Origin of the sequence: Curtobacterium sp. L1-20 (assembly GCF_048755855.1) — a bacterium.
Classification (GTDB): Bacteria; Actinomycetota; Actinomycetes; order Actinomycetales; family Microbacteriaceae; genus Curtobacterium.
Genome location: NZ_CP151473.1, coordinates 150664 through 173205, shown reverse-complemented (window position 1 = coordinate 173205; position 22542 = coordinate 150664). Strand labels below are relative to the sequence as shown.

The window sequence follows — 22542 nt, the reverse complement described above, 5'->3', positions numbered from 1 at the left end:
ACCGCCGTCGCACGACGGGCTGGCCGGTAGGGTTGTCCCCGTGCTCGAACTGGTCGTCCTGATCTCCGGTACCGGCTCGAACCTCCGGGCCCTGCTCGAGGCGACCCTCGACGCGGAGTACCCCGCCCGGGTCGTCGCCATCGGTGCCGACCGCGACGCCGAGGGGCTCCAGCTGGGCGAGGAGTACTCGATCCCCACCTTCACGGTGCCGTTCTCGCGCTTCGACACGCGAGCGGAGTGGGGTCGTGAGCTCGCGGCCCAGATCCGCCCGTGGACCCCGGACCTGCTCGTGCTGTCCGGCCTGATGCGGCTGCTGCCGCCCGCGGTGGTGTCCGAGTTCGCACCCGGCATCATCAACACCCACCCGGCGTACCTGCCCGAGTTCCCCGGCGCCCACGGCGTGCGGGACGCCCTCGCGGCCGGCGTCGAGCAGACCGGCGCGAGCGTGATCCAGGTCGACGACGGCGTCGACAGCGGGCCGATCCTCGCGCAGGAACGCGTCCCGGTGCTGCCGGGCGACTCCGAGTCGACGCTGCACGACCGCATCAAGCCGGTCGAGCGACGCCTCCTCATCCAGACCATCCTCGACATCGCCAACGGCACCACCGACCTGAAGGGCACCCCGAGCGCATGAGCGTGCACGCCGCCGACCCCAGCCTGTACCGCGACCGGGACACCGTCCCCGTGCGGCGGGCGCTCATCTCGGTGAGCGACAAGTCCGGACTGCTCGAGCTCGCCGGGGCACTGGCCGAGTCCGGCGTCGAGATCGTGTCGACCGGCTCCACCGCGCAGACGATCCGCGACGCGGGCCTCGCGGTCACGGACGTGTCGAGCGTGACCGGGTTCCCGGAGTCGCTCGACGGCCGCGTGAAGACGCTGCACCCGTCGGTGCACGCCGGTCTCCTCGCCGACCTGCGGCTCGAGTCCCACGAGCAGCAGCTGGCCGAGCTCGGCATCGAGGCGTTCCAGCTCGTCGTCGTGAACCTCTACCCGTTCGTCGAGACGGTGGCGTCCGGTGCCGACACCGCGACCGTCGTCGAGAACGTCGACATCGGCGGTCCCGCGATGGTCCGTGCCTCGGCGAAGAACCACCCGAACGTCGCGATCGTCGTGTCCCCGGCCTCCTACGCCGAGGTGGTCGACGCCGTGCGCTCCGGTGGGACGACGCTCGAGTTCCGCAAGCGCCTCGCCGCCCAGGCCTTCGCGCACACCGCCGCGTACGACACCGCCGTCGCGTCGTACTTCGCGACCGACGTGGTCGCGGAGGCCGCCGCGCCGACCACGAGCGGGGACCTCGAGACCCCCGGCGCCTTCGACGAGCGCCTGTCCGTGACCGCGGACCTGCACGCGACCCTCCGCTACGGCGAGAACGCCCACCAGGCCGCTGCGCTCTACACGAGCCAGGACGGCACCGGGATCGCCCAGGCCACGCAGCTGCACGGCAAGGAGATGTCGTACAACAACTACGTCGACGCCGACGCCGCCGTCCGTGCCGCGTACGACTTCGACGAGCCCGCCGTCGCGATCATCAAGCACGCCAACCCGTGCGGCATCGCGATCGCCCCGGCCGACGCCGCCGACCCGATCGCCTCCGCCCACGCCGCGGCGCACGCGTGCGACCCGCTGTCCGCGTTCGGCGGGGTCATCGCCGCGAACCGCGCGGTCACCGTGGCCATGGCCCAGACCGTGGCGGACATCTTCACCGAGGTCGTCGTCGCCCCGGCGTTCGACCCCGAGGCCGTCGACATCCTCTCCCGCAAGAAGAACATCCGCCTGCTGACGCTGCCGAGCGACTTCGCCCTCGCGTCGCGCGAGGTCAAGCAGGTGTCCGGCGGCTTCCTCGTGCAGGACGCCGACCGCTTCACCGGCTTCGACCAGTCGACGTGGGACCTCGTCGCCGGGGAGCCCGCCGACGACCAGACGCTCGCCGACCTCGCGTTCGCGTGGAAGGCGAGCCGTGCGGTGAAGTCGAACGCGATCCTCCTCGCGGACCAGGGCGCGAGCGTCGGTGTCGGGATGGGCCAGGTCAACCGGGTCGACTCGTGCCACCTCGCGGTGAACCGCGCCGGCGACCGGGCCGCCGGCAGCGTGGCGGCGTCCGATGCGTTCTTCCCGTTCGCGGACGGCCTGCAGGTGCTCCTCGACGCCGGGGTCCGTGCGGTCGCACAGCCCGGCGGGAGCGTCCGCGACGACGAGGTCATCGCCGCGGCGAAGGCGGCCGGCGTGACGATGTACTTCACCGGCGAGCGGCACTTCTTCCACTGATCTGAGGAAACCTGTTGCGCGCTGTGACTTCCTCTGAATAGTCTGTAAGGCTCCGCGACAGGCAGCCGACGGCCCCGCTCCACACAGGTGCACCCGGGTCGGCTGCACCGCGGACACAACGGTGACGAAGACGACGACTGGAGTGACGATGAACACGACGACCGGAATCGTGGCGACGGATGCCCGTGCGGATGTCGTGTCCCTCGTGGGGACCGCTCCCGACGCACGACCGTTCGGCGGCGCACGCGGCACACGTCCGCGTCCCGCGCACGCGGCCGTCGCGCCGCACCCGTACCGGGGTGCGCCCGCCGTCACGGCACCGCTGTCCGCGTAGGGCTGTCTCCCGCAGCCAGCGACGAGCCGTCGGTACCGACCGACGACGACGAGCACGCGACGAGCCGCCGGGCCCTGCCCGACGGCGACGAGCACGCGACGAGCCACCGCGACACCAGCGGCGGCGACGAGCACGGGCCCGCGCGAGCCCACGCCTGACCACTCCGGAGGACCACGGTCCCCCGGTGCACTCCGACCGAACCGACGCCGCGCGACACCAGCGGCGGTGGACGACCGCGACCGGACCGCAGCGCACCCGCCCAGGGTGCGCACGGCCGGACCGCGACCCGTCCGCTCGGCCGACGACCACCACGCAACGGACACCGAGCCTCCAGACCGGACCTGCCGCGACAGCGGCTCCCGGCCAGCAGGCCCCGGCACGACGCACGAGGACGCAACCGCATGTCCAAGACGCCAGACCAGGCGCGCCCGTCCACCGACCGCCCCTCGACCTTCCGTGCCATCGCGCGGATCCACCCCTACGTGAAGCCCTACCAGGGCCGCCTCATCGCCGGCATGGCCGCGGCGATGGGTGCCTCCCTGGTGGCGCTCGCGATCCCGTACGTCCTGCAGTGGCTCGTCGACGGTCCGCTGTCCTCGAAGGACGACGCGCAGATCTGGCCGGCCGGCCTCGCGGTGCTCGCCCTCGGCGCGCTCGAGGCGTTCTTCATCGCCTCGCGCCGCCGGATGGTGATGCGCCCGTCGACGCGCATCGAGACGAGCATGCGCAACGCGCTGTACGCGAAGCTGCAGGACCTGCCGGTCGCGTTCCACGACCGTTGGGAGTCCGGGCAGCTGCTGTCCCGCTCGGTGTCCGACCTGTCGCTCATCCGCAGGTGGCTGGCGTTCGGCGTGGTGCTGCTCGTCGTGAACATCGTGACGATCGCCGTCGGCTTCGTCGTGCTCTTCACCTTCGGGTGGTTGCTCGGGCTGATCTTCCTCGTGGCCTCCATCCCGCTGTGGATCAACGGCCTGCTGTTCGAACGCCGGTACTCCGTCGTCGCACGGCGCAGCCAGGACCAGGTCGGCGACCTCGCCACGAGCGTCGAGCAGTCGGTGCACGGGATCCGCGTGCTCAAGGCGTTCGGCCGCGGCGGCCACAAGCTCGAGGAGTTCAGCGAGCAGGCCGAGGCGCTGCGCGGCACCGAGATCAAGAAGGCGAAGGCGATCGCCAGCATCTGGCTCTGGCTGCTCCTCGTCCCCGACGTCGCGTTCGCCCTGTGCCTGCTCGCCGGCATCTGGCTCGCGAGCCAGGGGGAGCTCACGGTCGGACAGCTGTTCGCCTTCTTCGCGACCGCGACGGTGCTCCGGTTCCCGATCGAGTCGATCGGGTTCTTCCTCTCGATGACGTTCGACACCCGCACGGCGGTCGACCGCTTCTTCGAGGTGATGGACTCCGAGAACACCATCACCGACCCCGAGCACCCGGAGACGATCGCGGAGCCGCACGGTGCGCTGTCGTTCAACGGCGTGCACTTCCGCTACCAGGACTCGGCACCGCAGTACCCGGACCTCATCAACGGCGTCGAGCTGCAGCTGCAGCCGGGCGAGACCATGGCGCTCGTCGGCCTGACCGGCTGCGGCAAGACCACGCTGCTGTCGCTCGTCCCGCGGCTGTACGACGTGACAGGCGGCTCGGTCACGATCGACGGCGTCGACATCCGGTCGCTGACCCGGCAGGAGCTGCGTCGCCACGTCGGAGTCGCCTTCGAGGACGCCACCCTGTTCTCGACGACGGTGCGCGAGAACGTGCTGCTCGGCCGTCCGGACGTGTCCGGTGACGAGGCCGACGCCCTCATGCGCGAGGCCCTCGACATCGCGCAGGCGTCCTTCGTGGACGACCTGCCCGACGGCGTCGACACTCGCGTCGGGGAAGAGGGCCTGTCGCTCTCGGGCGGGCAGCGGCAGCGACTGGCCCTGGCCCGCGCGATCGCGGCCCGGCCGTCGGTGCTCGTCCTCGACGACCCGCTGTCCGCGCTCGACGTCGACACCGAGGCGCGGGTCGAGGCGGGGCTCCGTCGCGTCCTCGCCGAGACGACGTCGCTCATCGTGGCGCACCGTCCTTCCACGGTGACGCTCGCGGACCGCGTCGCGCTCATGGAGAACGGCGTCATCACCGCTGTCGGCACCCACTCGGAGCTGATGGCCACCAACGACCACTACCGCTACGTCATCTCGTCGCTCGACGAGGACGACGCCACCGCACGAGAGGAGGCGATGGCATGACCCAGCAGGACAACCGTCCCGTCGGCACCGCCGACCTGCCGGGAGGCACGGATCCCGACATCGAGGCGACGCCGGCCGTGCAGTCTGCCGCGCCCGTCACCGCATCGATCACCACCCTGGGGGTGCGGGGCGAGGAGCGTGAGGACTTCACCAAGGCGGAGAGCAAGCGCCTGCGGCGCCGCTCCCTCGCCCTCCTCGGGTCGCTCGCCGCGCCGCTCAAGCTCCGCCTGGTGCTGCTCGGCGTCGTCGTGGTCGTCTCCACGGCGGGCACCGTCGCGGGCCCGGCGCTCATCGCGTGGGGCATCGACAACGCCCTGCCGGCCGTCCTCGACCGCAACGACTGGGTGCCGGCGTTCGCGGTGGTCGGGACCTACATCGTCGTCGCGGTCCTCGGCGCCGTGCTGACCGCCTGGTACACCGTGCTCGCCGCGCGGATCAGCCAGGCGATCCTGTTCGACCTGCGCAAGCGGGTGTTCCTGCACACGCAGCGACTGTCGCTGGAGTTCCACGAGACCTACACGTCCGGCCGGATCATCTCCCGCCAGACGAGCGACCTCGACTCGATCCGCGAGCTGCTCGACTCCGGCCTCAACCAGCTCATCCAGGGCGTGCTCTACATGGCGTTCACGGCGGTGGCGCTCGTCGTCCTCGACCCGACCTCCGGGCTCGTGCTCGCGGTGTCGCTGGTACCGCTGTGGTTCCTGATCCGCTGGTTCCAGACGAACTCGCAGACGCTGTTCCGCGCCACCCGCGTCACCTCCGCACGCGTCATCGTGCACTTCGTCGAGACGATGACGGGCATCCGGGCGGTGCAGGCCTTCCGCAAGGAGTCCCGCAACCGCGACGAGTACGGCCGCTTCGTCGAGGACTACCGGGTGGCGAACACGAAGGTGTTCAACCTGTTCGGGACGTTCGACCCGGTGCTCGTGCTGATCGGCAACGTGACCCTCGCCGCGGTCGTCGTGGTCGGCGGCTTCCGGATCGTCGGCGGCACGCTCGAGGTCGGTGCGCTGCTCGCCGTCGCGCTCTACGCGAAGCGGTTCTTCGACCCGGCGCAGGAACTGGCGATGTTCTACAACGGCTACCAGTCCGCGTCGGCGGCGATGGAGAAGATCTCCGGCGTCCTCGAGGAGCGGCCCAGCGTGCCGGACCCCGTGAAGCCGGTGAAGCTGCCGGACGCCAGCGGGAAGATGGACTTCGACGGCGTCGAGTTCGCCTACAACGAGGGCAAGGTCGTACTCCCCGAGTTCGACCTGCACATCCCGGCCGGGCAGACGATCGCGCTCGTCGGGTCCACCGGCGCCGGCAAGTCGACGCTCGCGAAGCTCATGGCGCGCTTCTACGACCCCTCCCGCGGGTCGGTGCGGCTCGACGGGGTGGACCTGCGCGAGATCGACCCGAAGGACATGCGCCGCGCCATCGTGATGGTGACGCAGGAGGCGTACCTGTTCTCGGGCACCGTCGCGGACAACATCGCACTCGGCAAGCCGGGGGCCTCCCGCGCCGAGATCGAGGCGTCGGCCAGGGCGGTCGGCGCGCACGAGTTCATCATGGCGCTGCCCGACGGGTACGACACCGACGTGAACAAGCGCGGTGGACGGGTCTCGGCGGGGCAGCGGCAGCTGCTCTCGTTCGCGCGGGCCTTCATCGCCGACCCGAAGGTCCTCATCCTCGACGAGGCCACGGCGTCGCTCGACATCCCGTCCGAGCGACTCGTGCAGGAGGGCCTGGAGACCCTGCTCGCCGACCGCACGGCCGTGATCATCGCGCACCGTCTGTCCACCGTCGCGATCGCCCACCGGGTGCTCGTGATGGAGTACGGCCGGATCGTCGAGGACGGCACACCCGCCGACCTGATCTCGGGCACCGGACGGTTCGCGCAGCTGCACGCGGCCTGGCGCGACTCGCTCGTGTAGCGACCCGGCCCCGTCCACGGCCCCGCCCCGGTGGGGGCCGTGGACGACGAACCACGGATCCGACGTGGAACCACGCAGTCGCCCTGGTTCCACGTCGGGTCCGTGGTTCGACGTGGTTGGCTTGGGGGCATGAGCAACGACAGCGTGCAGCCCGGCGGCGTCGCCCTGCGCGACCCCTTCTACGGGGCACCCTTCACCGAGGCCCTCCGACGGTTCTGGAAGAAGTACACCGTGTTCACGGGGCGTGCCTCGCGGTCCGAGTTCTGGTGGTGGTGGATCACGTCGTTCGCGATCGGCCTCGTGCTGCAGCTCGTGCCGCAGGCCTTCACGCCGGACTCCCCGGTGCTCGAGAACCCGGTCGGCTCGTACCTGTTCGTGCTCTGGGCGCTCGCGACCCTGATCGGCTCCCTCGCCCTCGGTGCCCGTCGACTGCACGACGCGAACCTGTCCGGCTTCTGGCAGTTCCTGCACGTGCTCGTCGGGGTCGGGTCGCTGGTGCTGTTCGTCGTGTTCCTGCTGCCGTCGAACGCCCGCGGTTCGCGGTTCGACGCGTGACGGCCGCCGGCGTGGAGCGCCATCCGACCGGCTCGCCGTGGCCTGGGGTCGGTGCCGGGGCCGCCTTCGTCCGGGCCGTCCGGGGCTGGTCGACGTTCCACGGCCGTGCGTCCCGCGCCGAGTTCTGGTGGTGGACGTTCTGGTCCGCCCTGGTCAGCGCCGTGCTCGCCGGCATCGCGTCCGCGCTCGTGCTGCCGGACCTCGTCGGCCTCGTCGAGGTCGCCCGGTCGTCGATGGTGGACGGAACGGGTTCGACCCTCGCCGTCGGCTACCAGGACGTCCCTGCCGGGACCGCCACGGCGGAGACGGTGCTGACCGTCTTCTCGTCGGTCGTCGGACTCGCGATGCTGCTGCCCACCGTGGCCGTGTCGGTGCGCCGACTGCACGACACCGGCCGCAGCGGGTGGTGGACGGTCCTGTGGTTCGTCCCGTTCCTGCAGATCGTTGCCTGGGTGCTGCTCGCGGACCGGTCGAACCCGGCGGGCGAACGCTTCGACGCGTGAGGCTGCTACCCGGCGACGGGCTGCCGCGCAGAGGTCAGAACGGGTCCTCGGCGTCCGTCGCGGGCGACCAGCGGGCGCGCCGCATGTCGATCCGCCAGGTGGACGCGCCCTGCACGAGCGGCGTGCCCTCGGCGCGGTAGTGCTCGTGCGCCCGCGCTTCGTGGTGCACGGGTGGCAGCCCGCCGGAGCGCACCACCCGCCACCAGGGCAGGTCGCCGCCCTCGTGCGCCATGACCTTGCCGACCGCGCGGGACGCCCGCGAACCGAGCACCGCGGCGACGTCCCCGTAGGTCATCACGTGGCCCGCCGGGATGAGCCGGACGACCTCGGCGACGGCGGCACCGAAGTCGGCGGCGTCGTCCGCCACTACAGCGTCAGGACCGCGAAGTGGTCGCCGTACTGGGTCTCGCGGACGACCTCGAACCCGACGGCGCGGAAGAACGCCTCGGGGCTGTCGTCGCCGCCGGGCTCGTACACGACGGTCAGGCGCTCGAGACCACGGCTCCGCGCTTCGTCCGCGAGGCCGTGCACCGCGAACCGTCCGACGCCGCGGCCCTGCGCCGACGCCGCCACGTTCACGCGCCAGATGGCGCTGCGGAGCTCTTCCTCGGAGTTGTCCTGGTCGAAGGTGCCGATGATCATCCCGACGACGTGGTCGCCGTCGAGCACGACACGGGTCCAGGCGGAACTCGGCTTGACGTCCGACTCAGCGACCCCGTAGGTCGTCGGCTGCACGAACTGCTCCTGGCCGGGCTTGAGCGTGAGCGAGTTGGCCGCGGCAGCGGTCGACGCGGAGAGTTCTTCGAGGCGGAGGTCCGTCATGCCGCTCAGGCTAACGGTGCGACCCGTGCGGGGGCCAGCGCGCGAGGGAGACCGTCACCGGACCGTTGCGGCCCGGGCTGCGCGGTATGGTCGCGGCATGGGAGAACACCGGCGTGGGGCGAACCTCCCCTCGCTCGGCGGGTTCAACCGCACGGTCGTCCTCGACGCCGTCCGCCGCTCACCCGACGGGCTCAGCCGGGTCGAACTCGCGTCGCGCACCGGGCTCAGCGCCCAGACGGTCTCCAACGTGACGCGCTTCCTCATCGAGGCGGGCATGATCGCGGAGTCCGGCACGGTCGTGTCCGGTCGCGGCAAGCCCCGGACGATCCTGCGGCTCGAGGCGAGCAGCCGGTACGCCGTCGGCGTGCACGTCGACCCCGCCGTCGTCACCTACGTGCTGCTCGACCTGGCCGGCACCGTCGTCGCCGAGACCACCACGTCCACGCCCACGGCGGACGACCCGTCCGAGGTCGTCCGCACCGTCGCGAGCGCGGTCGACCGGCTCGTGACCAGCGCCGAGGTCGACGTCGACGCCGTGCTCGGCGTCGGCATCGCGAGCCCCGGTCCGATCGACGTCGACGCCGGTGTCGTCCTCGACCCGCCGTTCCTGCCGCGCTGGCGGGACGTCCCGTTGCGCGACGCGCTCGCCGAGGCCACCGGCTACCCGGTGCTGCTCGAGAAGGACGTCACGGCCGCGGTCGTCGGCGAGATGTTCCTGGCGGGGGAGTCGTCGGCGCGGAACTTCGCCTTCGTGTACTTCGGCACCGGCTTCGGCGTCGGGCTCGTCGTCGACCACGAACCGGTGCGTGGTGTCGGGTCGAACGCCGGGGACGCCGGCCACATCATGGTCGACCAGGGGGCCCTCGCCGGCACCCCGGACGGCTCGGGTACCCGGGGTGAGGTCGGAGCGGCGGTCGCCCCCGACCGGCTCGTGCGCATCGGCCGGTCCCGCGGACTCGCCCTGTCCGGCGGGGACGCGGACGACGACGTCGCCGCGGTGGACCGGGCCTGGGACGAGGTCGCTGCGGCGATCGTCGCCGAGGACCCGACGGCGATCGGCCTCGCCCAGGACATCGGCACGGTGATGGGCAACGCCGTGGTCCTCATCGTGAACCTGCTCGACATGGACCGGGTGGTGTTCGGCGGCCCGTTCTGGTCGCGGGTGTCGAGCGCGGCGCTGCCCGCGGCACGGTCGGCGATCGTCGACTCGCCGCTGCTCGTCCCGAAGCACCCGGTGGTCGTCGACGAGAGCGAGCGCGGGGCCGACGTGGCCGCGGTCGGTGCGGCGTGCCTCGTGCTCGACGCGGCGCTGTCGCCGCGGGCGAGCACGCTGCTGATCCGGCGCTGATCCGCGACACCCGTCGTTCACCTCCGCGCCACCGGCCGGACGTCCTGATGCTGAACAGTCGTGCAGGTCCCCCCCCCGAACTCCCGAGAAGGACTCTGCATGCGCACTCCTGCCCTCCGCTTCGGCGCCACGATCGCGACGGGCCTCGTCGTCGCAGCCGGCGTCCTGACGGCCACCCCGGCACTCGCCGCCGACGCGCCAGCGTCCTACCGCGGCCTGGTCGTCAACGAGGTCGAGTCGAACGGTGACGACACCGACTGGGTCGAGCTGGAGAACACCTCGGACACGGCGGTCGACATCAGCGGTTTCACGTTCCGCGACAACGAGGACTCGCACGGCTACACGCTGCCGAGCGGCACCGTCGTTGCGCCGGGTGCGTACACGGTCATCGACCAGCCGGAGAACGGCAGGCCGGGCTTCGGTTTCGGGCTCGGCGGCGAGGACTCCGCGCGTCTCTTCGACACGTCGGACACGCTCGTGCTCGCGTACTCCTGGACGACGCACGCCGACGTCACCTGGGGGCGCTGCGCCGACGGGACCGGGGACTTCGTCGACACCTTCACGCGGACCAAGGGCGCGGCCAACGGCTGCTCGCCGGTCCGGATCAACGAGATCGAGTCGAGCGACGCGAACGGCGGCGACGACTGGGTCGAGCTGACGAACACCGGTACGACCGCGTTCGACCTCGGCGGCTACCGGCTGACGGACAGCGAGCCGGACAAGAGCGGCCACGAGTACACGATCCCGGCGGGGACGACCATCGCGCCGGGCGCGTTCGCGGTCCTCGAGCAGTCGCAGTTCGGCTTCGGGCTCGGCGGCGCGGACGCCGTCCGCCTGCTCGCGGCCGACGGCACGACGCTCGTCGACTCGTCCACGTGGACGGCGCACGCAGCGACCACCTACGGCCGGAACCCGGACGGCACCGGTGACTTCGCGGAGACCTCCGCGCCGACGAAGGGCGCGGCGAACACCTTCGCCGGGGTCGTTCCGACCGAGGCCTGGCCCGGCAGCCCGGACGAGACCGTCGCGGACGCGGCGGGCACCTACAGCGGCGACATGAGCGGCCTCGACTGGCAGGCGGATGCCACCGCCCGGGACGGCGGCGTCCTGTGGGGCGTGCAGAACGGTGACGGACTGCTCTACCATCTGACCTCCGACGGCACCGGCGGGTGGAACCCGACGAACGCCGCGGGGACGACGCTCCACTACGCCGACGGATCCGGGACGCCCGACGCCGAGGGCGTGACCGTCGCGGCCGACGACCCGGGCGCGGTGTACGTCTCGACCGAACGGAACAACGACGCGTCCTCGGTGAGCCGTCCGGCCGTGCTGCGGTTCGCGACGACCGACGGCTCCGAGTCGTCGCTGAACGCCACCGACGACTGGAACCTCGCCGCCGACTTCCCGGGCCTCGGAGCGAACTCCGGCCTCGAGGGCGTCACCTGGATCCCCGACTCGTGGCTCACCGCACACGGGTTCGTGGACGAGCACACCGGCGCCGCCTACGCACCGTCGGCGTACGCCGGCCACGGCGCAGGGCTGTTCTTCGTGGGCGTCGAGGGCACCGCGTCCGTCTACGCCTACGCGTTGATGGACGACGGGTCCTCCCAACGCGTCGCCACGATCAGCACCCCGTTCCCGATTGTCGCCGACGTGCAGTTCGACCCGACGCTCGACGCCCTGTGGGTCGTCTGCGACGAGGTCTGCGACGGCCGCACGGCGCTGTTCTCCGTGCAGGACGGCGCCTTCGCCGCCGAGACGGCGTACGACGCCCCGGCGAACGCCAACACCGACCTCGCCAACGAGGGCTTCGCGATCTCGGACGTCTGCACCGACGGCTCCCGCGCGACGTTCTACGCGGACGACGCCGCGACCGACGACCACTCGATCCGCACCGGCACCTACCCGTGCACCGACGACGGTTCCGGCGGGACGCCCGCGCCCGGCGACGGTGACGGAAACGGTGGCACACCGGCGCCGGGTGACGGTGGGACGCCGACCCCGAGCCCGGCTCCGGGCGATGGTGGCACGCCGACACCGACCCCTGCTCCGGGCGACGGTGGGACGCCGACCCCGACGCCGGGCGGCGGCTCGACCACCCCGACCCCGTCCGCCCCGGTCGCTCCGTCGGAGTCGTCGCTGACCGAGGCGAACCGCGGCTCGGTCTCCGCACCGGCGTCGGCCCGTCCGGGCGAGACGATCACGATCGGGGTCGGTGGGCAGTACGCCGGCGACCGCGTGGACGTGTGGATGTTCTCGACCCCGACGCTGCTCGGCACGGTGACGGTCGCCGTCGACGGCACGGTCTCCGTGACCGTCCCGGCCGACGCCCCCGCGGGCGAGCACCGCATCGTGGTGACCGCCGCGGACGGCACCGTCCTGGGCTGGACGACGATCACGATCGACCCGGCCACCGGTGAGCTGGCGTTCACGGGCGCCGACCTGTCGGCCGGGATCGCGGCCGCGCTGCTGCTCCTCGCGGCCGGCGCCGGCGTGCTGGTCGTACGTCGTCGTCGAGCGGCGCGCACCGCCTAGCGCAGGCGGCCCGACCGCGTGGCCGACCCCGAACGACACCCCCGACGTCGCACGACATCGGGGATGTCGTTCGTTGCGAGGGCGGTCCGTCGCGGTCCGGTAGATGCGACATCGCGGTCGTCGTACGACGTCGACGATGTCGTTCCGAGTCCGCGCCGCCGACGACGTCGCCCGCCGCAGGCCACCCGCCCGCGACCGGCCCGCGCGCCACCCGGCCCCCGTTCGCTAGCGTCGGACCGTGAGCATCGAGATCCTCCGGTACACCGCCTTCGCCGCCGAGCCCGGGGGAGGCAACCCCGCCGGCATCGTGCTCGACGCCGCAGCCCTCTCCGACGACGAGATGCTCGCCGTCGCCCGCGAGGTCGCCTTCCCCGAGACCGCCTTCGTGGTGGGGCAGACCCCGACGGGGCCGCGCGTCCGGTACTTCTCGCCCGCGGCCGAGGTGCCGTTCTGCGGCCACGCGACGATCGCCACCGCCGTCGCCCTCGCCGAGCGTGACGGCCTCGGCCGGCGGGTCTTCACGACGGCCGCCGGCGACGTCGCCCTCGACGCGAGCACCGCCGCGGACGGCAGCGTGCAGGTCGCGATGACCAGCGTCGAACCGATCGTCCGGCCGCTGGACCCGGACCTGCGCGACCGGCTCTTCGCGCTGCTCGGGCTGACACCGGCCGACGTCGCCGAGGGCTTCCCGGTGCTCGAGGCCGCCGCGGGCAACCGGCACCCGGTGGTCGTCCTCGAGGACGAGGACCTCTTCCACCAGTTCCGCTTCGACCCTGCCGCCGTCGCCGAGCTCAAGACGGAGGCCGGGTGGGCCGGGACGATCACGGTGCTGCACCGCACGGCTCCGCTCGAGTACGAGGCGCGCAACCTGTTCCCCGCCGGCCGCATCACCGAGGACCCGGCGACGGGCTCGGCCGCGGCGTCCACCGGGGCGTACCTGCGCGAGGTCGGTGCGGTCCGCGCTGGTGACCGCGTGGTGATCCGGCAGGGGCGCCACGTCGGTCGTCCGAGCGTGCTGCTCGTCGACGTCCCCGCGACCGGCGGCATCACGGTCACCGGCGGCGCCACACCGATCGACTGAGGCAGGACGCCGACCGGGGACCCGACCGCGCGTCCGTCCCCTCGCCCGCCCCCGGCCGAGCGCAGCACCGTGACCGGACCGTCACGGAAAAAGCCTTGACACCATTAAGTCAATACGCTGGACTAAGTGTGCGAGCGGGCGACGGAGCCCGCCACATCACCCGTGCAAAGGAGCACCGATGAAACGCACCCGCATCATCGCCGGACTCGCAGCGGTGGCCGTCGCCGCGGTCGGTCTGGCTGGCTGCTCGAGCTCGGGGTCCGCCTCGAGCGACACGATCAAGATCGCGTACCAGAAGTTCGGTGCCTTCCAGCAGCTCGACGCCCAGATGAAGGTCGTCAAGAAGGAGTACGAGAAGGACAACCCGGGCAAGAAGGTCGAACTCGTGCCGATCCAGGCGCAGGAGAACGACTACTACACGAAGCTCGCGCTCATGAACAAGGCGCCGGCCACCGCCCCGGACGTCATGTACGAGGACACCTTCCTCATCAAGGCCGACGCCCAGGCCGGCTACCTCCTGCCGCTCGACAAGTACACGGCGAAGTGGGACGACTGGAACCAGTTCTACGACAACGCCAAGCAGGCCGGCGAGGGTGTCGACGGCAAGACCTACGGCATCCCGATGGGCACCGACACCCGGGCCCTCTGGTACAACAAGGACATCTTCAAGAAGGTCGGCCTGCCCGTGCCGTGGCAGCCGAAGACCTGGGACGACGTCCTCGCGGCGGCGAAGACCATCAAGGAGAAGGACCCGGGCGTCATCCCCTTCAACGTCTACTCGGGCAAGCCCCAGGGCGAGGCGTCGACGATGCAGGGCTTCGAGATGCTCCTGTACGGCGCGGACGGCTCCGGCAACACCCTCTACAAGGACAAGAAGTGGGTCACCGGGTCGAAGCAGTTCCAGGACTCCCTCAAGTTCGTGAAGGACGTCTACCAGGGCGGCCTGGGCCCGACACCGCAGCAGGCGCTCGACAGCCAGGTCGGCACGACGATCGCGCAGACGTGGCTCCCGAAGGGTCAGCTCGCGATCGACCTCGACGGCTCGTGGCAGTCCGGCACGTGGCTGAAGTCCGGCACCGCGCCGTGGCCCGAGTGGTCGTCGGTGATGGGGCAGGCGCCGATGCCGACGCAGAACGGTCAGGCACCGGGCTACAACTCGATGTCCGGTGGCTGGACGCTGGCGGTGGGCAAGAACTCGAAGAACCCGCAGGCAGCGTTCGACTTCATCTCGACCTTCCTCAACAAGGAGGGCTCGCTGAAGTACGACATCGAGAACAGCCAGATCGCGGTCCGCAAGGACGTCGCCGAGGACCCGTCGTACGACGCCTCCAACCCGACGTTCAAGTTCTTCTCCGGGCTCGTGGAACACACGAACTTCCGCCCGGCGACGAGTGACTACTCCCAGGTGTCGAACGCCATCCAGGTCGCGATGGAGTCGGTCATGACCGGCCAACAGACACCGAAGCAGGCTGCCGAGGCCTACGACAAGAGCGTCATCGGCGTGGTCGGCAAGAAGAACACCGTCTCCGGCTGACGGAACGGGACCACCTGACGGACTGGAGGCGCGGCTCGCGTCGTGCGCCGCGCCTCCCGTCCGACCCCACCACCTTCGGAAACCCCCTCCGCACCCGGAAGGCATCCAACCGTGTCCACCACCCCCCTCGCGCCGACGCTGTCGGCGCCCGGTGCGCCGAAGCGCACCGATCCGCCGGTCCCGCGCAAGCGGAAGCCACTGCGGAACGTGGGACGAGCGGTCCCGCTCCTCCCCGCCGTCGTCCTCCTCGTCATCTTCCTGCTCGGCCCGGTCATCTCGTCGTTCTACGGGTCGTTCACCAACTCGGCGCTCACCGGCGTCGGCGCGGCCGACCAGCAGTTCGTCGGCCTCAAGAACTACGTCGAGCTCTTCCAGGACCCGGACTTCCCGAAGTCCGTCATCCTGACGATCGTCTTCCTCCTGGCCTCGGCCGTCGTCGGGCAGAACGTGCTCGGCCTCGGGCTCGCGCTCCTGATGCGCAGCGCCCACAAGGCCGTCCGCGCGATCGTCGGCACGTTCGTCGTCGCCGCGTGGGTGCTGCCCGAGATCGTGGCGTCGTTCGCCGCGTACGCGTTCTTCAACGACAAGGGGACGCTCAACGAGTTCCTCGGCTCGATCGGCATCAGCGGGCCGAACTGGCTCTACACGTACCCGATGCTCGCGGTCATCCTGGCGAACATCTGGCGCGGCACCGCGTTCTCGATGCTCGTCTACTCCGCCGCCGTGCAGGAGGTCCCCGAGGAGATCACCGAGTCCGCCGAGGTCGACGGCGCCACCGGCTGGCAGCGCCTCGTCTACATCACCCTGCCCGTCATCCGCCGGTCGATCTCGACGAACCTCATGCTCACCACGCTGCAGACCCTGTCGGTGTTCACGCTCATCTACGTGATGACCGCCGGCGGCCCCGGGACGGACTCGTCCACCCTGCCGATCCTGGCGTACCAGGAGGCGTTCAAGTTCTCGCAGCTCGGCTTCGGGACGGCGATCGCCACGATCCTGCTCGTCGTCGGCGCGGTCTTCTCGATCATCTACATCAAGGCACTGAAGCCGGAGGTGGACTGATGGCCATCACTGCCCCGTCCCTCGACCAGACGACCACCCGATCGGTGACCGCACCGGGGTCGCTCCACATGACGTCACCGCGCGGCCGCACCATGCGCTGGGTGTCGAACATCGTGCTGCTGATCATCGCGCTGTGCTTCGCGGTGCCGCTGCTCTGGCTCGTCCTCGCGTCCGTCGACCCCGACGCCTCGCTGTCGGTGAAGGTGCCGTCGCAGTTCACGCTCGACAACTTCACCAAGGTGCTCACGCCGGAACTGTCGTTCATCCCGCTCGCCAACAGCCTGCTCATCTCCGGCGGCACGGCGCTCGTCACCGTGGTCTTCGCGCTGCTGGCCGCGTACCCGCTGTCCCGCTACAAGATGCGCGTCAACAAGCCGTTCCTGTACGGGATCCTGTTCGGCACCGGCTTGCCGATCACCGCCATGATGGTGCCGGTCTACGCGCTGTTCGTCTCGCTGAACCTCATCGACAACGTGTGGGGCTGCATCTTCTTCCTCGCCGCGACGAGCCTGCCGATGGCGATCTGGATGGCGAAGAACTTCATGGACTCCGTGCCGATCTCGCTCGAGGAAGCGGCCTGGACCGACGGCGCCTCGATGATGACGACCCTGACGCGCATCGTCGTGCCGCTCATGCGCCCGGGCATCGCCGTGGTGTTCATCTTCGTGTTCATCCAGGCGTGGGGGAACTTCTTCGTCCCCTTCGTCCTGCTGCTCTCGCCCGACAAGGTGCCCGCCGCGGTGAGCATCTTCAACTTCTTCGGGCAGTACGGGGCGGTGGCGTACGGGCAGCTCGCCGCCTTCTCGATCATCTACTCCGTCCCCGTCATCGCGCTCTACGTGATCGTGTCCCGAGGCCTCGGCGGCGGCAACGCCCTCGCCGGCGGCATCAAGGGCTGACGCCCGCTCCGCTCTGCTGGAAAGGAACCACCTCCATGCACCACGACGAACCACTCGTCGAAGCCCGCATCGCCCGGCTCGTCCGGGACCGCATCGACCCGGCCGTCCACCGCCGGTCCGCCCCGGTGGAGATCGCGGCGTGGACCGTGCCGGACGAGCCGGTGCCGTTCGACGTCGCGGTGGCGGCCGAGTACGAGCCGTTCGCGGTCGGTGGGGCCTGGGGCGGTCGGCCCTGGGGCACCACGTGGTTCCGGATCCGCGGCACCGTGCCCGCGGACTTCGGCACCGCCCCCGGGACGACCGCGGAGCTCCTGGTCGACCTCGGCTTCACGAAGCGGCACCCCGGCTTCCAGGCCGAGGGGCTCACCTGGCGTCCGGACGGTTCGACGATCAAGGGCGTCGAACCGAAGAACGACACGGTGCCGATCGAGGTCGGTCCGGGTGAGTCGTTCGAGCTGTACGTCGAGGCCGCGGCCAACCCGGACATCGGCGGCGACTCGTTCCAGGGCGCCACGCCGCTCGGGTCGCGCTCCACCGCCGGGACGGAGCCGATCTACCACCTCCGCGCCCTTGAGGTCGTCGAGCGCGACGACACCGTGTGGGAGCTGCAGCAGGACTTCTGGGTCCTCCGGGGGCTGATGGCCGAACTGCCCACCGACGGCACCCGCGGCGCCGACGTCCTGCGCGTGCTCGAACGCGCCGCGGACGCCCTCGACCCTGACGACGTCGCCGGCACGGCGGCCGACGCGCGCGCCGTGCTCGCCCCGGTGCTCGCCGTCCCCGCCAGCGCCGCCGCGCACCGGGCCGTCGCCGTCGGCCACGCGCACATCGACTCCGCCTGGCTCTGGCCGGTGCGCGAGACCATCCGCAAGTGCGCCCGCACGTTCTCGAACGTCCTCGACCTGATGGACCGCGACCCCGACTTCACCTTCGCGTGCTCGTCGGCGCAGCAGTACGCCTGGATCCGGGACGGCTACCCGTCGATCTGGGCCCGCATCAAGGAGCGCGTCGCCGAGGGCCGGTGGATCCCCGTCGGCGGCATGTGGGTCGAGTCGGACACCAACCTGCCCGGCGGCGAGGCCCTCGCCCGGCAGTTCGTGGCCGGCAAGCGCCTGTTCCTCGAGGAGTTCGGCATCGACACCCCGGAGGCCTGGCTCCCCGACTCGTTCGGGTACAGCGGCGCCCTGCCGCAGATCGTCCGCGCCGCCGGCTCGAAGTGGTTCGTCACGCAGAAGCCGTCGTGGAACGAGACGAACGTCATCCCGCACACCTCGTTCCACTGGGAGGGCATCGACGGCTCGCGGGTCCTCACCCACCTGCCCCCGGCGGACACCTACAACTCGGACGTCTCCGCCGCCGACCTGCACCGTGGCGAGCGGAACAACAAGGAGCGCGGCGTCGCGAACACCTCGATGCTGCTCTACGGCTTCGGCGACGGCGGTGGCGGACCCACCCGCGAGATGGTCGCCGCGGCCCGGCGCCAGCACGACCTCGACGGGTCGCCCCGGGTCGACCTCGGCACCCCGGCGCAGGTCTTCGAGGAGCTCGAGGCCGCGCTGCCCACGCCGGCGGTGTGGTCCGGGGAGATGTACCTCGAGTTCCACCGCGGCACCTACACGTCGCAGATCCGCACGAAGCAGGGCAACCGGCGCTCCGAGCACCTGCTGCGCGAGGCCGAGCTCTGGGCGGCGACCGCGTCGGTCCGGCTCGGGCTCGACTACCCGTACGAGGAGCTCGAGCAGGCCTGGCACACCGTGCTCCTGCAGCAGTTCCACGACATCCTGCCGGGCTCGTCCATCGCCTGGGTCTACGAGAACGCCGAGGAGAACTACCGGCTCGTCGCGGCCACCCTCGAGGGACTCATCGGCACCGCGACGACCGCGCTCGCGAACGGCGGGGCCGCGGCGCTCGCCGGCGTCGGGGCGTCGTCGACGTCCCTCGCCGGCGGCGGCAGCAGCGTGCTCGACGCACCCTCGTCCGACACCGTCGGCGGCGCCGGGTCGGCCGGGACGGTCGTGCGCTTCAACGCCTCGCCCGTCACCGCGGGGGACGCAACCGCCCTGGGTGGTTCGCTCGGCGGAGCGCCGCACGCCGTGCCTCCCGTCCGGAACGGCGACCACTTCGTGTTCGAGACGGGTGCCGTCACGGCGACCGTCGACGCAGCCGGCCACGTCGTCTCGTTCGTCGAGCACACGACCGGACGCGACGCGATCGCGCCCGGCTCGGCCGCCGCGGAGTACACCGTGTTCCGCGACACCCCGAACCAGTGGGAGGCGTGGGACATCGACCGCGCCTACCAGCGCAGCGGCACGGTGCTGTCGGCGTCGTCCGTCGAGGTGTCCGGCGACCAGCTCGTCGTCGTCCGCCCGTTCGGCTCGTCGTCGGTCACGACGCGCTACTCGGCGGTCGCCGGGCAGCCCGAACTGACGATCGAGACCGAGGTCGAGTGGCACGAGCACCAGAAGCTCCTCAAGCTGGCGTTCCCGCTCGACGTCCGTGCCGCGTCCGCGTCGAGCGAGATCCAGTTCGGGCACATCGACCGACCGACGCACCAGAACACCTCGTGGGACATGGCGCGGTTCGAGACGAGCGCCCACCGGTGGGTCCACGTCGCGGAGCCGGGCTTCGGCGTCGCGGTGGCGAACGACTCCACGTACGGGCACGACATCACCCGCTCGACCCGTGCCGACGGCGGGACGACGACACTCGTCCGCGAGTCGCTGCTGCGTGCGCCGACCTTCCCGGACCCGCACGCCGACCAGGGGCACCACGTGTTCCGCACGGTGCTGCGCGTCGGGGCCTCCGTCCTCGACGCGGCGGACTCCGGCTACCGGCTGAACCTGCCGGTCAGGGAGGTCACGGGGTCGACCCCGGTCGAGCCCGTCGTCACGGTGTCGTCGCCCCAGGTGTTCGTCGAGGCCGTGAAGCTCGCCGAGGACCGCTCCGGCGACGTCGTCGTGCGGCTGTACGAGGGGTCGGGCGGCCGCGCGTCGGACGTCGGCGTCGACCTCGGGTTCGACGTCGCGTCGGTGGAGGCGGTCGACCTGCTGGAACGCCCGCTCGGCGACCGGTGGGACGCGGGGGAGCCGGTCGTGCTCACGCTCCGGCCCTTCGAGATCGTGACCCTGCGGGTGCGTCGGGCCTGAGGCAGCGGGCCCGCGCCGGAGACCGCGGCGTCGGACGGGACACGGGTGCGTCCCGTCCGGCGCCGCCTCGTGGGCGCAGTGGTGAACCAGCCCAGCGCGGCCTGACTAGCGTGGCGGCATGGCAGTGCAGGAGATCTGGCTCGTCCGTCACGGGGAATCGGTCGCGAACGTGGCCGCGGCGCGCGCCGAGGCAGCGGGGGCGGACCGGATCGACGTCGACCACCGGGATGCCGACGTCCCCCTCAGCCCGCTCGGTGCCGAGCAGTCGCGCTCGCTCGGGCAGGAGCTCGCCGACCGCGGGGTGGACGACGTGCCCGTCGCGCTCTGGGTCTCGCCGTACCTGCGGGCGCAGCAGACCATCGCGATCGCACTCGACGCCGGCGGTCTGGCCGAGCCGCCGAAGCGCGTCGACGAGCGACTCCGCGACCGGGAACTCGGCGTGCTCGACCTGCTCACCCTGCAGGGCGTCCGCAGCCTCCACCCCGACGAGGAACGCCGCCGGCAGTGGCTCGGCAAGTACTACCACCGTCCCGCGGGCGGCGAGTCCTGGGCGGACGTGATGCTCCGGCTCCGCTCGGTGCTCGTCGACGTGGACCGGCTCGACGGCCCGGAGCGGCTGCTCGTCGCCGCGCACGACGCCGTCGTCATGATGACCGTCGCCGTCTGCCTGGACCTCGACGAACCAGCGCTCATGGCGTTCGCACGGACCCACACCGTCGCGAACGCATCCCTGACCCGACTCCGACGGGACGGCGCCGGTGCGCCGTGGACCCTCGAGGAGTTCTCCGCCGTCGGTCACCTCGACGACGACGAGGTCACCCAGCACACCGGCCGGAAGGACGACGAACATGTCCGTTGAGACGATCAGCCCGAACTTCCTCCGGGACTGGCCGCTCCCCGACGTCGGGGCCGGCAAGTACGGCCGCGGGCAGGTGCTCGTGATCGGCGGGGCCGCACGCACGCCGGGCGCCGCCATGCTCTCCGCCTTCGCCGCACTCCGCGTGGGCGCGGGACGGCTGACGCTCGCGGTCGGCCGGAGCATCGCGAACGAGGTCGCGGTCGCCGTCCCCGAGTCGGGCGTCGAACCCCTCGACGAGGACCAGGACGGGCACGTCGCCCTCGGTGCCCTCGAGGGCATCGCCGAGTCCGCGTCGAGCGCCGACGCCGTGCTCGTCGGGCCGGGGCTGGACGAACCCGACGGCACCCGTGACCTCGTGGCGGGGCTCGCCGACGTCGTGGGTCCGCAGACGACCGTGGTGCTCGACGCCTTCGCGCTGGGCGTCGCCGGGGACGTCCGCCACCGGCTCGAGCCCCTGCGGGACCGCCTGGTGATGACGCCGAACAGTGGTGAGGCCGAACGGCTGCTCGACCGTGCGTGCGGCGACGACACCATGGCCGACGCGATGGCGATCGCCCAGCGGTTCGGCGCGGTCGTCGCCCTCGGGGACGCGATCGCGACGCCGAGCGGCCGCGGGTGGCTCAAGGGCACCGGCTCCGGCGGACTCGGTACGAGCGGCAGCGGGGACGTGCTCTCCGGTGCGGTCACGGGCCTGCTGGCACGCGGGGCCGACCCGGCGCAGGCCGTGGCGTGGGCGTCCTACGTGCACGCCGCCGCCGGGGACCGCCTGGCCGTGCAGGTGGGCCCGCTGGGGTACCTGGCGAGCGAACTCGTGACGGAGATCCCGCGCGTGCTCGTCGAGCTCGGGGCCTGAGCGCCCCCCGACCGCTAGCCGCGCAGCCCCTCCACGGCCTTCTCGATCCGACGGGCACGCGTCTCCGGGGCCTTCGCCGCGACCACCGGGTCGACCAGCGCCCGCTGCCGTGAGTTCGAGAGCGTGTCGAAGGCCGCACGCACCCCGGCGTCCTGCAGCGCCGTCGCCAGGTCGTCCGGGAGGTCGACCGGGCGCGGCAGCGTGTCGACCTCGAGGCTGACCGTGACGGTGTCCCCGGCGGCGACCCCCGCCGCTTCGCGGTGTGCGGCCGACAGGGGCACGAGGTACTGCTCGTTCATCACCCCGACCGTGGAGCGGTAGGTGTAGCCGCCGTCGATCGTGACGACCACGGCAGGCCGCTTGCCGGAGCCGAGGGCCTCGATGACGGACGGCGGGACGGGGAGTCCGGTGGCCGTCTTCCTCGCCTGCAGGACCGTCGTCGTGAACTGCACCCGTGCCTCCAGGCAGTCGTGGACGCCACCACGCGTCCGTCGGGGGAGAACAGCGGACGCGACCATGCGCCCGCTGGGAGTGGACAGCAGAACCGTACAGGCGCACCCGCTGTTCCGCCACCGTTCACCGACGCAGCACGGACCGGATACCGG

18 protein-coding genes are annotated in these 22542 nt (G+C 71.6%); 15 read left to right on the top strand and 3 right to left on the bottom strand.

The window, feature by feature from the left end; translation table 11 throughout:
* The first annotated feature begins 40 nt into the window (after positions 1-40).
* The 6 genes from purN (at position 41) to AAEP86_RS02250 (ending at position 7798) form a co-directional block, all read left to right on the top strand.
* Positions 41-634, top strand: coding sequence for a phosphoribosylglycinamide formyltransferase (gene purN, locus AAEP86_RS02275; RefSeq protein WP_420368948.1), 594 nt, complete (start codon positions 41-43; stop codon positions 632-634).
* On the top strand, positions 631-2265 hold the full coding sequence (purH, locus tag AAEP86_RS02270) for a bifunctional phosphoribosylaminoimidazolecarboxamide formyltransferase/IMP cyclohydrolase (RefSeq protein ID WP_420368947.1): 1635 nt from the start codon (positions 631-633) through the stop codon (positions 2263-2265). The genes purN and purH overlap by 4 nt, the downstream gene beginning before the upstream one ends.
* A 735-nt stretch (positions 2266-3000) precedes the next feature.
* On the top strand, positions 3001-4824 hold the full coding sequence (locus AAEP86_RS02265) for an ABC transporter ATP-binding protein (RefSeq protein WP_420368946.1): 1824 nt from the start codon (positions 3001-3003) through the stop codon (positions 4822-4824).
* Positions 4821-6740 carry an ABC transporter ATP-binding protein gene (locus tag AAEP86_RS02260; RefSeq protein WP_420368945.1) on the top strand — a complete coding sequence of 640 codons (1920 nt, stop codon included), beginning with the start codon at positions 4821-4823 and terminating at the stop codon, positions 6738-6740. Before AAEP86_RS02265 ends, AAEP86_RS02260 begins: the two co-directional genes overlap by 4 nt.
* Positions 6741-6869: 129 nt before the next feature.
* Positions 6870-7295, top strand: coding sequence for a DUF805 domain-containing protein (locus tag AAEP86_RS02255; RefSeq protein ID WP_420368944.1), 426 nt, complete (start codon positions 6870-6872; stop codon positions 7293-7295).
* Positions 7296-7306: 11 nt separating this feature from the next.
* Positions 7307-7798, top strand: a complete 492-nt coding sequence (locus AAEP86_RS02250) for a DUF805 domain-containing protein (protein WP_420368943.1) — start codon at positions 7307-7309, stop codon at positions 7796-7798.
* Positions 7799-7832: 34 nt separating this feature from the next.
* Here AAEP86_RS02250 and AAEP86_RS02245 read toward each other — a convergent pair whose 3' ends face one another.
* Positions 7833-8165 (bottom strand): MGMT family protein, encoded by a 333-nt coding sequence (locus AAEP86_RS02245; protein ID WP_420368942.1) that lies wholly within the window; start codon positions 8163-8165, stop codon positions 7833-7835.
* Entirely contained in the window at positions 8165-8620 is a 456-nt protein-coding gene (locus tag AAEP86_RS02240; RefSeq protein WP_420368941.1) for a GNAT family N-acetyltransferase, read from the bottom strand. Before AAEP86_RS02240 ends, AAEP86_RS02245 begins: the two co-directional genes overlap by 1 nt.
* Before the next feature lie 97 nt (positions 8621-8717).
* Between AAEP86_RS02240 and AAEP86_RS02235 the strand changes: the two genes are divergently transcribed.
* The 9 genes from AAEP86_RS02235 (at position 8718) to AAEP86_RS02195 (ending at position 21937) form a co-directional block, all read left to right on the top strand.
* Entirely contained in the window at positions 8718-9968 is a 1251-nt protein-coding gene (locus AAEP86_RS02235) for an ROK family protein (protein WP_420368940.1), read from the top strand.
* 99 nt (positions 9969-10067) lie between these two features.
* Positions 10068-12503 carry a lamin tail domain-containing protein gene (locus tag AAEP86_RS02230; protein ID WP_420368939.1) on the top strand — a complete coding sequence of 812 codons (2436 nt, stop codon included), beginning with the start codon at positions 10068-10070 and terminating at the stop codon, positions 12501-12503.
* A 238-nt stretch (positions 12504-12741) separates the two neighbouring features.
* Positions 12742-13584 (top strand): PhzF family phenazine biosynthesis protein, encoded by an 843-nt coding sequence (locus AAEP86_RS02225; RefSeq protein ID WP_420368938.1) that lies wholly within the window; start codon positions 12742-12744, stop codon positions 13582-13584.
* Between the two features lie 178 nt (positions 13585-13762).
* Positions 13763-15118 carry an extracellular solute-binding protein gene (locus tag AAEP86_RS02220; protein ID WP_420368937.1) on the top strand — a complete coding sequence of 452 codons (1356 nt, stop codon included), beginning with the start codon at positions 13763-13765 and terminating at the stop codon, positions 15116-15118.
* A 111-nt stretch (positions 15119-15229) separates the two neighbouring features.
* Positions 15230-16180: a carbohydrate ABC transporter permease gene (locus AAEP86_RS02215; RefSeq protein ID WP_420368936.1), complete on the top strand. Its 951-nt coding sequence runs from the start codon at positions 15230-15232 to the stop codon at positions 16178-16180.
* A complete protein-coding gene (locus tag AAEP86_RS02210) occupies positions 16180-17079 on the top strand; it encodes a carbohydrate ABC transporter permease (RefSeq protein WP_420368935.1) in 900 nt (299 codons plus the stop codon). The genes AAEP86_RS02215 and AAEP86_RS02210 overlap by 1 nt, the downstream gene beginning before the upstream one ends.
* 35 nt (positions 17080-17114) lie before the next feature.
* The gene (locus tag AAEP86_RS02205) at positions 17115-20225 is read left to right on the top strand and encodes an alpha-mannosidase (RefSeq protein WP_420368934.1); all 3111 of its coding nucleotides are present in this window, start codon (positions 17115-17117) and stop codon (positions 20223-20225) included.
* 118 nt (positions 20226-20343) lie between these two features.
* Positions 20344-21084, top strand: coding sequence for a histidine phosphatase family protein (locus AAEP86_RS02200; protein ID WP_420368933.1), 741 nt, complete (start codon positions 20344-20346; stop codon positions 21082-21084).
* Positions 21074-21937, top strand: coding sequence for an NAD(P)H-hydrate dehydratase (locus AAEP86_RS02195; protein ID WP_420368932.1), 864 nt, complete (start codon positions 21074-21076; stop codon positions 21935-21937). The genes AAEP86_RS02200 and AAEP86_RS02195 overlap by 11 nt, the downstream gene beginning before the upstream one ends.
* A gap of 14 nt (positions 21938-21951) precedes the next feature.
* Here AAEP86_RS02195 and AAEP86_RS02190 read toward each other — a convergent pair whose 3' ends face one another.
* Positions 21952-22389: a DUF1905 domain-containing protein gene (locus AAEP86_RS02190; protein WP_420368931.1), complete on the bottom strand. Its 438-nt coding sequence runs from the start codon at positions 22387-22389 to the stop codon at positions 21952-21954.
* Between the last annotated feature and the right edge of the window lie 153 nt (positions 22390-22542).

Coding starts and splice junctions, on each gene's coding strand:
- purH (WP_420368947.1), top strand. CDS start 631: ATGAGCGTGCACGCCGCCGACCCCAGCCTGTACCGCGACCGGGACACC.
- AAEP86_RS02220 (WP_420368937.1), top strand. CDS start 13,763: ATGAAACGCACCCGCATCATCGCCGGACTCGCAGCGGTGGCCGTCGCC.
- AAEP86_RS02210 (WP_420368935.1), top strand. CDS start 16,180: ATGGCCATCACTGCCCCGTCCCTCGACCAGACGACCACCCGATCGGTG.
- AAEP86_RS02255 (WP_420368944.1), top strand. CDS start 6,870: ATGAGCAACGACAGCGTGCAGCCCGGCGGCGTCGCCCTGCGCGACCCC.
- AAEP86_RS02240 (WP_420368941.1), bottom strand. CDS start 8,620: ATGACGGACCTCCGCCTCGAAGAACTCTCCGCGTCGACCGCTGCCGCG.
- AAEP86_RS02230 (WP_420368939.1), top strand. CDS start 10,068: ATGCGCACTCCTGCCCTCCGCTTCGGCGCCACGATCGCGACGGGCCTC.
- AAEP86_RS02260 (WP_420368945.1), top strand. CDS start 4,821: ATGACCCAGCAGGACAACCGTCCCGTCGGCACCGCCGACCTGCCGGGA.
- AAEP86_RS02205 (WP_420368934.1), top strand. CDS start 17,115: ATGCACCACGACGAACCACTCGTCGAAGCCCGCATCGCCCGGCTCGTC.
- AAEP86_RS02195 (WP_420368932.1), top strand. CDS start 21,074: ATGTCCGTTGAGACGATCAGCCCGAACTTCCTCCGGGACTGGCCGCTC.
- AAEP86_RS02265 (WP_420368946.1), top strand. CDS start 3,001: ATGTCCAAGACGCCAGACCAGGCGCGCCCGTCCACCGACCGCCCCTCG.
- AAEP86_RS02200 (WP_420368933.1), top strand. CDS start 20,344: ATGGCAGTGCAGGAGATCTGGCTCGTCCGTCACGGGGAATCGGTCGCG.
- AAEP86_RS02235 (WP_420368940.1), top strand. CDS start 8,718: ATGGGAGAACACCGGCGTGGGGCGAACCTCCCCTCGCTCGGCGGGTTC.